Annotated in this window: 10 protein-coding genes; 4 read left to right on the forward strand and 6 right to left on the reverse strand. The window is 71.0% G+C overall.

Features of this window, described 5'->3' with window-relative positions; all coding sequences use genetic code 11:
• Nucleotides 1–11 precede the first annotated feature (11 nt).
• The 3 genes from I5071_RS32135 to I5071_RS32145 form a co-directional block, all read right to left on the reverse strand.
• Nucleotides 12–3059, reverse strand: coding sequence for an EGF domain-containing protein (locus I5071_RS32135; protein WP_236517083.1), 3048 nt, complete (start codon nucleotides 3057–3059; stop codon nucleotides 12–14).
• 144 nt (nucleotides 3060–3203) lie between these two features.
• On the reverse strand, nucleotides 3204–4226 hold the full coding sequence (locus tag I5071_RS32140) for a pirin family protein (RefSeq protein ID WP_329611096.1): 1023 nt from the start codon (nucleotides 4224–4226) through the stop codon (nucleotides 3204–3206).
• A 128-nt stretch (nucleotides 4227–4354) separates the two neighbouring features.
• The gene (locus tag I5071_RS32145) at nucleotides 4355–5452 is read right to left on the reverse strand and encodes an NADPH:quinone oxidoreductase family protein (RefSeq protein ID WP_236517084.1); all 1098 of its coding nucleotides are present in this window, start codon (nucleotides 5450–5452) and stop codon (nucleotides 4355–4357) included.
• A 65-nt stretch (nucleotides 5453–5517) separates the two neighbouring features.
• Between I5071_RS32145 and I5071_RS32150 the strand changes: the two genes are divergently transcribed.
• Nucleotides 5518–7020 (forward strand): DUF2254 family protein, encoded by a 1503-nt coding sequence (locus tag I5071_RS32150; protein WP_236517085.1) that lies wholly within the window; start codon nucleotides 5518–5520, stop codon nucleotides 7018–7020.
• A gap of 4 nt (nucleotides 7021–7024) precedes the next feature.
• Here the strand turns inward: I5071_RS32150 and I5071_RS32155 are convergent, their stop codons facing one another.
• Together I5071_RS32155 and I5071_RS32160 are read right to left on the reverse strand one after the other, a co-directional pair.
• Nucleotides 7025–8944 carry a hybrid sensor histidine kinase/response regulator gene (locus I5071_RS32155; protein WP_236517086.1) on the reverse strand — a complete coding sequence of 640 codons (1920 nt, stop codon included), beginning with the start codon at nucleotides 8942–8944 and terminating at the stop codon, nucleotides 7025–7027.
• A 67-nt stretch (nucleotides 8945–9011) separates the two neighbouring features.
• Nucleotides 9012–9530, reverse strand: a complete 519-nt coding sequence (locus I5071_RS32160) for a limonene-1,2-epoxide hydrolase family protein (RefSeq protein WP_236517087.1) — start codon at nucleotides 9528–9530, stop codon at nucleotides 9012–9014.
• 107 nt (nucleotides 9531–9637) lie between these two features.
• Here I5071_RS32160 and I5071_RS32165 point away from each other — a divergent pair, with 107 nt between their 5' ends.
• The gene (locus I5071_RS32165; protein ID WP_236517088.1) at nucleotides 9638–10402 is read left to right on the forward strand and encodes an AraC family transcriptional regulator; all 765 of its coding nucleotides are present in this window, start codon (nucleotides 9638–9640) and stop codon (nucleotides 10400–10402) included.
• A gap of 24 nt (nucleotides 10403–10426) precedes the next feature.
• Nucleotides 10427–10924, forward strand: a complete 498-nt coding sequence (locus tag I5071_RS32170; RefSeq protein ID WP_236517089.1) for a DoxX family protein — start codon at nucleotides 10427–10429, stop codon at nucleotides 10922–10924.
• On the opposite strand, the gene I5071_RS32175 is transcribed toward I5071_RS32170, so the two are convergent.
• Nucleotides 10879–12045, reverse strand: coding sequence for an MFS transporter (locus tag I5071_RS32175; RefSeq protein ID WP_236517090.1), 1167 nt, complete (start codon nucleotides 12043–12045; stop codon nucleotides 10879–10881). The genes I5071_RS32170 and I5071_RS32175 overlap by 46 nt on opposite strands.
• Before the next feature lie 75 nt (nucleotides 12046–12120).
• Here I5071_RS32175 and I5071_RS32180 point away from each other — a divergent pair, with 75 nt between their 5' ends.
• Complete coding sequence (locus tag I5071_RS32180; protein WP_268921168.1) at nucleotides 12121–13071, forward strand: LysR family transcriptional regulator; 951 nt, start codon at nucleotides 12121–12123, stop codon at nucleotides 13069–13071.
• The last annotated feature ends 83 nt before the right edge of the window (nucleotides 13072–13154 follow it).

The raw sequence follows: 13154 nt of genomic DNA on the forward strand, positions 1-13154 counted from the left end.
TCGAGCGTTCGTCAGCGGATCATCACGACCACGTCGTCGAGCGCCCACGACTCGTCGTTCGGCGCCTGATCGAGCGTCGATCCCGCGGTGACCACGAGCGACGCGCCGCTGTGCGCGCGCGTGCCCGCGACGATCGCCGCGTCACGATCGTTCCAGCCACCGCCGCAGCGCAGACTTCCCTGGTCGAGCGTGAAGGTCTGCCGGAAGATGTCGGCGCCATCGACCTGCACGAACCCGGCCTCGCCATCCCAGCTGTCGATCGAGTAGTAGCGCGCGGTCACGCGCGCCTCGCCGTGCGGCACACCGCGGAGCGAGTAGGTCTTGGAGACCGAGCCGCCCGCGAAGACGTTGTACCCGCCCAGCGTCTGCGTCGTGTACGGGCACGCCGTGCTGGTCGTGTTGTTCGTCCAGCCGCTCGCGCCGCCGGTGAAGTCCTCGACGCTGATCACGGTCCAGCCGCCGCCCGCGGTGGTCATGTCGCACGTGACCGCGAACGGCGCGTTCCCGGCCGAGCCGTCGGGATCGATGGTGTACGTCCCGCTCGGCGCGCTCGGACTCGCCGTGCGGATCGCCGCGCAGCTCACCGGGAGCGCGCGTCCCGGGCGCACCCACAGGCGCACGTGGCGCGCGCTGTTGCCCGCGGGCTCCTCGGGCGTGTTGTAGGTCGGGATGCCGTTGATGCCGTCGCCGTGCGGATTGCTCACGCCGACGCCCCACCACCAGCAGCTGCCGTGATCGCCGTCGAGCAGCGTGTTGTTGGTCTGCTGGCTCACGCCGAGACCGGAGAACGGCTGGCAGCCCGCAGGGGTCGACCCGAGGCTGGTGGTGGAGCCGTAGATCGCCGCGCGTCCCGTCGCGTCGCCGACGACGAGCGGGCTGCGGTCCTGCGTCCACTGCACGTAGCCCGCGGGCATCGGGCCCTCGAGCCACTCGTAGCGCAGCTCGTAGTACGTCGCGCTGCCGAGGTTCGGGAGCTGATCGAGGATCGAGTAGTCACCGCCGTTCGGCGCGGTCGGGCTCACCGAGATCCACGCCGACGCGGCGCGCACGTTGCCGAATTCGGCGAAGTCCTGATCGTAGATCTGGGTCCAGCCGCCGCCGGCGGTGGTCATGTCGCAGTACGTCGAGACCACGGTCGTGCCGTTCGGCGCGATCGTGTAGACGCCGCTCGGCGCGCTCGGGTGCGCGGTGTGGATCGCCGCGCAGTCGCGGAGGACGGTGCAGTCGAGGCCGTCACCGGGCTCGCCGGTGTTGCACGCGCAGGTGCGGCCGCCCTCGGTGTTCGTGCAGGTCGCGTTCTCGTCGCAGCCACCGTTGTCGACGTCGCACTCGTTCACGTCGTCGCAGCTCGCGCCATCCGCGCTCAGCACGAACCCGCTGCCGCACGAGCACGCGAAGTCACCTTCGCCGTTCGTGCACGTCTGCTCGCAGCCGCCGTTGCCCGCGTCACACTCGTTCACGTCGTCGCAGCTCGCGCCATCCGCGTTCAGCACGAACCCGCTGCGGCACGAGCACGTGAAGTCGCCTTCGCCGTTCGTGCACGTCTGCTCGCACCCGCCGTTCGACGCGTCGCACTCGTTCACGTCGTCGCAGCTCGCGCCATCGGCGTTCAGCGCGAACCCGCTGCGGCACGAGCACGTGAAGTCGCCTTCGCCGTTCGTGCACGTCTGCTCGCAGCCGCCGTTGCCCGCGTCGCACTCGTTCACGTCGTCGCACTGCGCGCCATCCGCGTTCAGCACGAAACCGCTGCCGCACGAGCACGCGAAGTCGCCTTCGCCATTCGTGCACGTCTGCTCGCAGCCGCCGTTGCCCGCGTCGCACTCGTTCACGTCGTCGCAGCTCGCGCCATCCGCGTTCAGCACGAACCCGCTGCCGCACGAGCACGCGAAGTCACCTTCGCCGTTGGTGCACGTCTGCTCGCAGCCGCCGTTGCCCGCGTCGCACTCGTTCACGTCGTCGCACTGCGCGCCATCCGCGTTCAGCACGAACCCGCTGCGGCACGAGCACGCGAAGTCACCTTCGTCGTTGGTGCACGTCTGCTCGCAGCCGCCGTTCGCCGTGTCGCACTCGTTCACGTCGTCGCACTGCGCGCCATCGGCGTTCAGCACGAACCCGCTGCGGCACGAGCACGCGAAGTCACCTTCGTCGTCGGTGCACGTCTGCTCGCAGCCGCCGTTGTCGGTCTGGCACTCGTCGACGTTCGTGCAGCCGGTCTCGCCGGTGCCGGTGTAGCCGTCGGGGCACGCGCCGCAGGTGCGGTCGCCGGCGGTGTTCGTGCAGCTCGCCAGCGGATCGCAGCCGCCGTTGTCGGTCTCGCACTCGTCGATGTCGGTGCAGCCGCCGGCGCCGTCGTCGAGGTAGCCCTCGGGACAGTCGCCGCAGGTGAAGCCGCCCTCGGTGTTGGTGCACGCGACGAGCTCGCTGCACCCGCCGTTGTCGGTCTCGCACTCGTCGATGTCGACGCACGACGTGCCGTCGTCGTTCTCGTCGTCGTAGCCGAGCGGACAGAGGCCGCAGTCACGACCGCCGGTGTTGTTGGTGCAGGTCACGAGCGCGTCGCAGCCGCCGTGATCGACCGCGCACTCGTCGACGTCGTCGCAGGTGTGCCCGTCGGCGTTCAGCGTGAAGCCCTCCTCGCACGAGCACGCGAAAACGCCCTCCGAGTTCGTGCACGTCTGGTCGCAGCCGCCGTTCTCGGTCGCGCACTCGTCGATGTCGGTGCAGCCACCCGCGCCGTCGTCGACGTGGCCCTCGGGGCAGTCGCCGCAGGTGAAGCCGCCGGGTGTGTTCGTGCACTCGACGAGCTCGCTGCAGCCGCCGTTCTCGGTCGCGCACTCGTCGACGTCGGTGCAGCCGCTCGCGCCCGTGCCCTCGTAGCCGCTCGGGCACGCGCCGCACGCGATCTGGCCCGCGCTCACGCTGCAGGTCGTGAGCGGATCACAACCGCCGTTGCCGGTGCTGCACGAGACGCCCATCGATGCATCGCGCATCTCGCCCGCGTCCGAGCCCATGGGCATCTCGTCGTCGCCGCACGCGCTGATCATCGCGAGCACAGCCACGCAGACTGTCGCTCGCCCCCATCGCCGACTTGGTTTCGCCATCCCCAGACCTCCGGTGGTCAGGGATTCCGCCCTCGGCGAATGAATCTGTCAATCCTGGATTCTGCGAGTTCGGAATTCCAGTGATTTTCACTGACCGCGCGATCAGGTGTTCGGCCGCTCGATCCGTCCGTCGGCGTGTCGCGCGAAGCGTCCTTCCTCGCGCGGATGCACCGGCGCGTCGCTCGGCCACGGCCACCCGCCGAAGCGCGTGCGCTGGTAGTCCTCGAACGCCTTCACCAGCTCGTCGCGACGATTCATCACGAAGGGCCCGTGCTGCGCGACCGGCTCGCCGATCGGGCGCCCTTGCAGCATCAGCACCTCGCAGCGCTCCGCGCCCGCCTCGAGGCGCACGTCGCGATCGCTGCGCACCACCATCGCCGCCGCGCCGCGCTGCACGTGATCGTCCACGCGCAGCACGTCGCCGCGGAAGAAGTAGAGGACGCGGCCGGCGCGCGGGCTCTCCGCGCGCGGCAGGGTGCACGACGCGCCGGGCTCGAGATCGATCGTCCAGATCGCGACGTCGGAGTCGGGGCGCGACGCCCACGAGCGCGGCGGCGGCGAGAGCGCGCGGTGATTTCCGAGCGCGCCCGCGACGATCGTGATCTCCGCGGCGCGTCCCTGGGCGTCGACCTCGCGCACCCGCGGGATCTGCTCGCTCCACGACATCGAGAAGTGCGGGGGCGCCATCTTGTCGGTGCTCGGGAGGTTGAGCCAGATCTGGAAGAGCTCGACCGGGTTGGGCTCCTCGCGCTTCAGCAGCGGGAACATCTCGGAGTGCACGATGCCCGCGCCCGCGGTGAGCCACTGCACGTCGCCGCCGCCGAAGCGCGCGGCCGCGCCGAGCGAGTCCGAGTGATCGATGAGCCCGCGGCGCACGATCGTGACCGTCTCGAAGCCGCGGTGCGGATGGCCGGGGAACCCCGGCACCACGTCGCCGTGGTACATGCGCCACCCGTCCTTGCCGGCGAAGTCCTGACCGATGTCGCGACCCGCGAGCGATGCCGCGGGGCCGAGCTTCTCGTTGCCCTCGGGGTACGCGTCGAGGTGGTGGACGCAGAAGAGGAACGGATCCGCGGTGACCCACGGGAATCCGAGCGGCGCGACTTGGACGACGGTCTGGCTCACGCGCGCGATCGTGGGGCTTCGCGTGCGTGGCGTCGATGGTCAGCGGGAGTGCTCGCTCGCGCAGGGCCCGCACGGGAGCGTGCGGAGCACGCGGACGCGAGGGCCCTGAGCGGGCGAGCCGATGTGCCTCAGGGACGCAGCACGCAGCCGCCGATCACCTCACCGCTCCACTTGGTGCGCATCGCGGTCTTCACCTCCGCGAGCGCGAAGCCGTGCGAGACGTGGGGGCGGATCTTCCCCTCGCGCGCCCACGCGAGGATCTGCGCGAGCCGCGGAGGACGGATCGAGGGATCGTGCGCGGTCGTGATCGCGGTGGGGCACCCGAGCACGTCGAGGCCCTTCATCATGATCAGGTTCGTCGGCAGCACGTTCGCGTTGGGCGCGCCGCGACCGCCCTTGCCCTTCGCGACGTCGGGGGTCGAGGCCCAACCGACGATCAGGAAGCGCGCGCCGAACTTCACGCAGCGCAGGCTCTCGATCGAGATCTCGCCGCCGACTCCGTCGTACACGACGTCCACGCCCTGCCCGTTCGTCAGCTCCTTCACGCGATCGCGCAGCGTGCCGGGCTCGATCGCGATCACGTGATCGGCGCCCTGCGCCTTCACCGCGTCGAGCTTCGCGCGCGAGCGCCCGGTCGCGATCACCGTCGCGCCGAGCAGCTTCGCGAGGTGCACCGCGGCGAGCCCGGTCGAGCCCGATGCGCCGTGGATCAGCACGGTCTCGCCCTCGCGCAGTCGACCGCGCGCGACGAGGCAGTGGTACGCGGTCTCGTAGTTGCCGAGGAGGTTGCACGCCTCGTCGAACGAGAGCCCGCCGGGGATGGGGATCACCGCGTCGGCGGGCGCGACCGCGTAGCTCGCCCAACCACCCCAGCGCTGATGGGCGCCGAGCGATCGCGGGCCCGCGAGGAACGGATCGACCAGCACCGCGTCACCGAGCGCCACGTGATCGCCGACCTCGCTGCCCTTCCACGCGACGACCCCCGCGTACTCGAGGCCGGGCGTGTACGGCGGCTTCGGCATGTGCTGGTACTGCCCGCTCGTCATCAGCAGATCGACCCAGCCCACCGAGGTGCTCTTCACCGCGATCACCACCTCGCGCGGCGAGAGCGACGCGACGTCGGGGGGATCCATCGGCACGACCGAGACGTGCTTCTCGATCGCGTCGGTCGGCGACTCGCCGAGCTCGGAGACGACGACGCGATGACCGGGCGCGAGGGTGCTCATGCGACGTGGATCATAGACGTGACGAACCGGCGACGCGCGCGTGTCGTGCGTACTAGGATCGCGGCGTGCACCGGACGTTCTTCCGCACCCTCGCGCTCGTCGTCGTCGGATCCGCGATCTTCTTCGCCGCAGAGCTCGCGTTCGAATGGTGGAGGCTCGGGATGCCGGGCCACGACGCGACGAGCTGGGAGGGCGTGAACAACGCGAAGCTCGTCGACCTGATGAGCCCGCTCGCGCGCGCCTACAACAACATCCTCGCGATGCTGATCGCGACGATCGGCCTCGCGATCCCGCTCACGGCGAACATGCACACGCCGAAGCTGATCGACATGTTCCTGCGCGATCGGCTGAACCAGGCGGTGCTCTTCCTGATGGCGTTCTCCGCGGCGAACACGCTCTGGGTCGCGTACATGGTCGGGCCCGAGTTCGCGCCGATGTGGGCGGTGCGCTTCGCGGTGTTCGGTGCCCTGCTCGGGTGGGCGATCCTAGTGCCGTACTTCTTCTACGTGGTGCGCTTCCTCGATCCCTCGAACATCCTCGCGCGCCTCGAGAAGGACGTGGAGGACGCGATCGAGCGGGTGCGCACCGGCGCGCTCGATCCCGACGCGGGCCAGACGATCGTGCACGAGCGGCTGCACCAGATCGGCACGATCGTGATCAAGTCGCTCGACCGCACCGATCGCGGCGTCGCGCTCGAGGGCATCTGGTTCCTGAAGCGCCTCCTCGACTTCCACGGGCAGCGCAAGAAGGACATGCCGGCGCGCTGGTTCGTGGTCGATCGCGCGGACTTCGTGGGGCTCAGCGCGGAGGCGATCGCGCTGGTGCAGGACGAGAAGCTCTTCTTCGAGCGGAAGGTGCTGCACCAGCTCTACCTCTCGTACCAGCACGCGGTGAGCAAGGCGTCGGACGTGGTGTCGAGCATCAGCGACGCGAACCGCGTCGTCGCGATCGCCGCGGCACAACGCGGCGACGAGGCCGCGCTCCAGCTCTCGATCCGCTACTTCAACAACTTCCTCCGCGAGTCGGTGAAGTCGAAGCACGTCCACAGCATCTACGACGTGTTCCATCAGTACCGACTGCTCGCGACCGCGCTCACCGGTCGCTCCGACGTGGTGCGCGACGTGATCGGATACCTGCTCGGCTACGCCGAGGCCGCGCGCGCGGCGGGGCTCGCGTTCGTGCCGTGCTTCGCGGCGTTCGACCTCGCGTCGATCGCGCTCGAGGCGGGGCGCGCGAAGGATCCTGGGGCGCGCGAGATCGTGCAGCGCGTGCTCTCGCTGCCGCATCGTCGAAGCGGCGCGATCGAGATGATGGTGCTCGAAGCGAAGCTCAAGCTCGGCGCGGCGCTCGCGGCCGAGGGCACCGAGGAAGCGTCGCTGGTCCGCGATGCGATCGCCGACTGCAGCCCCGAGGAGATCCGCAGCGCGCGCGATGGTCTGCTGCGCGCGCCGCGGACGTTCCACGAGGTCACCGATCGTCAGGTGGACTTCCGATGGGTCCCGCCCGAGCAGCGGCCCGCGCTCGAGTCGTTCGTCGCGACGATCGTGCCGTCGTCCGCAGCCGCGTGAGAGCTCACGTCGTCGGCGCGGCGAGCGCGGCGTCGACGGCGGCGAGCAGCTGGCTCGAGGTCGAGGGCTTGGGCAGGAACGACACCTTCTGCCCGCGCAGCCCCTCGAGCACCTCGCGCACGTCGAACCCGCTCGTGAGCAGCACGCCCACCCGGGGATCGATCGCGCGGATCGCGTTGAACGCCTCGCGGCCGTCGAGCTTCGGCATGTGCAGATCGAGCAGCACGAGCGCGACGACGTCGGCGTGGCGCTGGAAGAGATCGACCGCCTCCGCGCCGTCGGCCGCCTCGAGCACCTGGTAGCCCGCCGACACCAGCACCGCGCGCGTCGCGCGGCGGAGCGCGGGCTCGTCGTCGGCGATCAGCACCACCGCACCTTCGCGGCGACGCGGCGCGGGCACGACCGAAGGAGGCCGCGCCGGGTCGTCGATCCGCTCGGCGATCGGGAAGTAGATGCGGAACGTGGTGCCCGCGCCGGGCGCGGTGGTGATCGCGAGGCCCGCGCCGTGGCTGCGCAGGATGCCGAGCATCGCCGAGAGACCGAGCCCGCGTCCGTGCGCCTTGGTCGAGAAGAACGGATCGAACATGCGCGCGCGGGTGCTCTCGTCCATGCCGCAGCCGGTGTCGCGCACCTCGAGCTCGAGGTAGCGGCCGGCGGGCAGCGTCGTGTGGGTCGTCGCGCCCTCGATCTCACCGGCCTCGAGATCGACCGCGTGGGTCCGCACCGCGATCGTGCCCGGCTCGTCGCCGATCGCCTCGCCCGCGTTGGTCAGCAGGTTCAGCACGAGCTGCTCGATCTGCGAGCGATCCGCGGCGAGCGGCGGGAGCCCTCCGGCGAGCGAGAGCTCGAGATCGATCTTCTTCGAGAACGAGCTCGACGCGAGCTGCGCGATCCCCCGCACCACCTCGTCGAGCGAGAGCGGCGCGATCGTGCGCGCGCTGCGCCCCGAGTAGACGAGCATCTGGCGCGTGAGATCGGCGGCGCGACGCGACGCGTGCTCGACCTCGCGCAGCGCGTTGTACGCAGGCGAGCCGGGCTCGATGTGGCGCTGCGCGACCCCGGTGAACGCGAGGACGATCGCGAGCAGGTTGTTGAAGTCGTGCGCGATGCCGCCCGCGAGCACGCCGAGGCTCTCGAGCTTCTGGGCGTGCAGCAGCGCGCTCTCCGCTTCGCGCAGCGCGGCCTCGGTGCGCTTGCGCTCGGTCAGGTCGCGGACCGCGGTGACGCGCACGGTGCGGCCCTCGAACGGGATCGGCTTGCCGAGCACCTCCATCGGGAACGTGGTGCCGTCGGCGCGCTTGCCCATCGCCTCGTAGGGCAGCTCGTACTGCCGGAGGACGTTGTCGCGCAGCATCGCGCGCGACGCCTCGGCGGCGAAGTCGAGCGCGCTGCGCCCGAGGAGCTCCTCGCGCGTCGTGCGGAACATCGCGGGCAGCACCTCGTTCACGTCGAGGACGCGCCCCTGGTCGTGCACGAAGAGCCCTTCGAAGCTCGCCTCGGCGAAGCGGCGCGCGCGCTCCTCGCTCTCCCGCAGCGCCTCGACCAGCGCGCAGTTCTGCGTGATGTCGACGACGTAGACGTGCGCGAGATCGCGATGCGCGGGATGGACCGCGCCGGTGAGCCACACGTGACGTCCGGTTCCGTCGCGGCGCCACAGCGTGATCTCGAAGGGCGTGAAGCGCCCCGAGCTCGCCACCTCTTCGAGCACGCTCTCGAGCACCGCGCGGCGCTCCGGTGCGAGCAGCGTCGCGAGCTCGAGCGGCTCGCGCGAGAGGTCGTCGCGCGAGAACGCGATCAGCTCGAGGAACGCCGCGTTCGCCCTCACCACGCAGCACGAGCGCAGATCGACGAGGACGACCCCGAGCGACGGTACGTCGGGAACGGTCACGTCGATCGCGCTCGTCGGCGGTTCCTCGTGAGCCACGAGGCGTTCAGGATAGGGCAACCGGGCGGCGCCGATCACGAGAGAACGCCGCCCGATGAGCCACGGCTCAGGCGCTCGCGCGGTGCGGCGCAGGCACGTGCGCGTCGCGCGGGCTGGTCGCGCTGGCGCCCTCGCCGGGACGGCCGAGCACGCCGAGCTGGCGCGCGGCGCGGCGGATCGGGCTGGTCAGCAGCTGCAGCGTGAGCTCGGCGGTGTCGAAGCGATCACGCCACAGCACGATCTTCCCGTCGCGCACCTCGAAGGTGCCGCAGCACCAGAACGCGAGATCGAGCGCGGGCCCACGGATGAGATCGGTGCGCTCGGTGAGCACGATGCCGTCGTTCTCGGCGATGTGGTGGACGCGGATCTCGAGCTCGCTCGCGACGCGCCCGAAGAGGCGCAGGGTGCGCTCGACCTGCGCGCGACCGCGATCGGGCGGGAACGGCACGTTCTGATAGACGATGTCGTCGCTCAGCATCGAGAGCACTCGATCGATGTCGAATGCGGAGAGCGCGTCGAGGAAGGACTGCACGACGCGGATGTTCGCGTTGGATCCGGAGATCGTCTGGGTCTTGGGAGCAGCCATGCGCGCAACCATAGACGAGCCGGTGCGGGCCACAATCACAGCGCGCGGACGTCGCGATCCAGGGATCGTACGTTGACCGAGCACGCCGCGCGACGCATGGACCGCGCATGCTCTTGCCGCGCACGAGCACGACCCGCGCGCCGCTCGCGCGAGCGTGGGATCAGGCGCTGCTGGTGCGCGGCCCCGGCGGGACCTCGACGCCGCACGCGCATCACTGGTGGCATCTGGTGATCGGCCTCGACGCGCCGCTCCGCGCGTCGGGGCCCGATGCGATCGAGCACGAGGTCCGCGCGATCCTCACGCCGCCCGACGTCGAGCACGCGATCGCGGCGAGCGGCGAGATCGCGCTGCTCTACGTCGAGCCCGAAGGCCGCATCGCGGCGAGCCTCGTCGCGGCGTGCCCGGCGCGCGAGATCCGCATGCTCTCGGACGACGAGGCCGCGCCGCTCGTCGACGTGCTCGATCACGAGCCGACCGAGGCGATCGTGGATCTCCTGCTCGAGGTGCTGGGCGCGCCGGAGCCCGCGCCGATCCGCGTCCATCCCGCGGTCGCGAAGGTGCTGCGCCACCTCGAGCAGGCGCCGCCCGACGCCGACGTGTCGCTCGATGCGCTCGCGGCGATCGCCGCGCTCTCGCCGAGCCGCTTCCTGCACGCGTTCACCGAGCACGTGGGCCTGCCGCTGCGGCCCTACGTGCGTTGGCTCCGCGTGCGACGCGCCGCGGGCATGCTGCTCGGCGGCACGTCCGCGGCGCAGGCCGCGCTGGGCGCGGGGTTCGCGGACGCGGCGCACATGACGCGAACCTTCCGCGAGATGTTCGGGGTCACGCCGTCGGAGATCGCGCGACGCAGCCAGTCCGTTCAATCCGAGTGAGGGCGCGCGGATCACGGTCCGCGCATGGCACCGCTCATCGTTCTGATCGGCACGTTCACGATCCTCGGCTTGGTGGGGCGTGGTCGTTGGCCTTGGCACGTCTCGCTGCGCATCGCGCTCGCCGCGATGTTCGTCCTGACCGGATCGGCTCACTTCGCGTTCTTGCGCGACGACATGATCCGGATGGTCCCGCCGATCTTCCCGCGCCCCGATCTGATGGTGACGCTCACCGGGATCGCGGAGCTCGCGGGCGCGCTCGGTCTGCTGATCCCGCGCACCGCGCCGTGGGCCGCGGGCTGCCTCGTGGTGCTGATGCTCGCGATGTTCCCCGCGAACGTCCACGCCGCGCTGAGCGGGATCCCGTTCGACGGGCAGCCGCCGACGCCGCTGCTCTTCCGCACGCTCGAGGAGATCGTGTTCCTCGCGGCGGGGATCGCGGCCGCGATCCCCGATCGTGTGAGCGCGGTGCTGCGAGGTCAGACGCGCTCGCTCACCGGCGTGGCCGCTTCGCGCGACAGGTAGAGCACCATCGCGAGCCCTGCGAGCGCAGCACCTGCGCCGGCGAGCGCGACCGCGGGATAGCCGAGCCCGGCACCGATCACCGCGCCGCCGAGCGCCGCGCCCAGCGCGTTGCCGAGGTTGAACGCGCCGATGTTGGTGGCCGACGCGAGGTTGGGCGCGTCGGCCGCCGCCGACATCACGCGCATCTGGAGCGGGGGCACGAGCGCGAAGCTCGCCACGCCCCACAGGAAGATCACCACCGCGGTGGGCGCGGCGTAGGGCATCGCGAGCGCGAGCGCGATCAGCAGCGCGACGAGCACGCCGAGCGTCGTGACCAACGTCTTGTCGACCGAGCGATCGGCGAACCGACCACCGATCCAATTGCCCACCGTGAGGCCGGCGCCGTAGGTCACGAGCATCGCGGTCACGAAGCCCGCGGACGCGCCGGTCTGGTGCTCGAGCAGCGGCGCGATGTAGGTGAAGACGGTGAACATCGCGCTCGACCCGATCACCGTGAGCGCGAGCGCGGCGAGCACGCGCCCGCGCGTCAGCACGCGCAGCTCGGCGCTCACGTCGGTCGAGGACGGGCCCGCGATCGCCGGGAGCGTGATCCGGATCGCGATCATCGCGACGAGACCGAGCGCCGCGATCCCCCAGAACGACGCGCGCCAGCCGATCTGCTCGCCGGCCCACGTCGCGAGGGGCACGCCGACGACGTTCGCGATCGTGAGGCCCATGAACATGCTCGCGACCGCGCCGGCGCGCTCGTTCGCGGGCACCAGGCTCGCGGCGACGATCGATCCGACGCCGAAGAACGCGCCGTGGCAGAGCGCGGTCACGATGCGCGCGACCATCAGCGTCTCGTAGCTGCCCGCGATCGCCGAGAGCACGTTGCCCGCGGTGAAGATCGCCATGAGCCCGATGAGCAGCGTGCGCCGCGGCACGCGTCCGGTGGTCAGCGTCATCAGCGGCGCGCCGAGCATCACGCCGAGCGCGTACGCGCTGACGAGCATGCCCGCCGCGGGGATCGACACGTCGAGGTCGTCGGCCATCACGCTCAAGAGGCCCATCGGGGCGAACTCGGTGACGCCGATGCCGAAGGCGCCCACTGCGAGCGCCAGGAGAGGAGGATGGATCTTCACGCGCTCTGCATGGCGTCTCGCGGCGACCCGGTGTAGCCCTCGGCAGAGCGAAGCATCTTTGATCGGGGCGCACAGATGAGCCGGGAGAGCGTCAATCGCGGGGCGGAATTGGAGACCTTCGCCACCATCGCAAAGATGGGGAGCTTCTCGGCGGCGGGTCGCGCGCTGGGCCTCACGCCCTCGGCGGTGAGCCGGACGGTGGCGCGCATCGAGTCGCGGCTCGGGGTGCGGCTGGTCATCCGCACGACGCGCGCGCTCACGCTGACGGCCGAGGGTCAGGCGTACCTGCTCGGCGCGCGCCGCATCCTCGCCGACCTCGACGACGTGGAGCGCACGCTCGCCGATCAGGGCGCGCCGCGCGGACGGCTGCGGGTGAGCGCGGCGCTCGCGCACGGGCGGCTCTGCGTGACGCCGCTGCTCGGCGAGTTCGTCGCGCGCCATCCGCACATCGTCGTCGACCTGAGCCTCAGCGACGCGATCGTCGACGTCGCCGCGGGCCAGGCCGACGTCGCGATCCGCTTCGGCCCGCTCGCCGACAGCCCGCTGATGGCGCGGCGGCTGAGCGAGAACGGGCGCGTGATCGTCGCGTCGCCCGCGTATCTGGCGCGTCGCGGCAAGCCGAAGGTCCCCGAGGACCTGCATCGCCACAACTGCCTCAACTTCGACTTCCGTCGCGCCGAGCCGGTGTGGCCGTTCCGCCGCGACGGGCGCGACTTCGCGCTCACGGTGAAGGGCAACGTCGAGGCGAACAACGGCGACACGCTGGTGCAGCTCGCGCGCGAAGGCGTCGGCATCACGCGCGTCGGCGACTTCAACGTCGCCGAGGACCTCGCGACCGGAAGGCTCGTCGCGCTGCTCGAGTCGTTCAACCCCGGCGATCGCGAGGCGGTGCACGCGGTGTTCGTCGGCGGCCCGAACACCCCGGCGCGGGTGCGGGTGTTCGTCGACTTCCTGGTGGAGCGCCTCGGCGAACGAGCCGCTCCTCCCGGAGGAAGAGCGGCTCGCAAGAAGAACCGGCGACGCTAGGGACCGGCGGGCGAGCCGATTCGTCTGCCGGAGTGCTCGTCCCGCATGTCCCGGACGGGAGCGCGCGAAGCGCGCGGACGGTA

Source organism: Sandaracinus amylolyticus (genome assembly GCF_021631985.1).
Classification (GTDB): Bacteria; Myxococcota_A; Polyangia; order Polyangiales; family Sandaracinaceae; genus Sandaracinus; species Sandaracinus amylolyticus_A.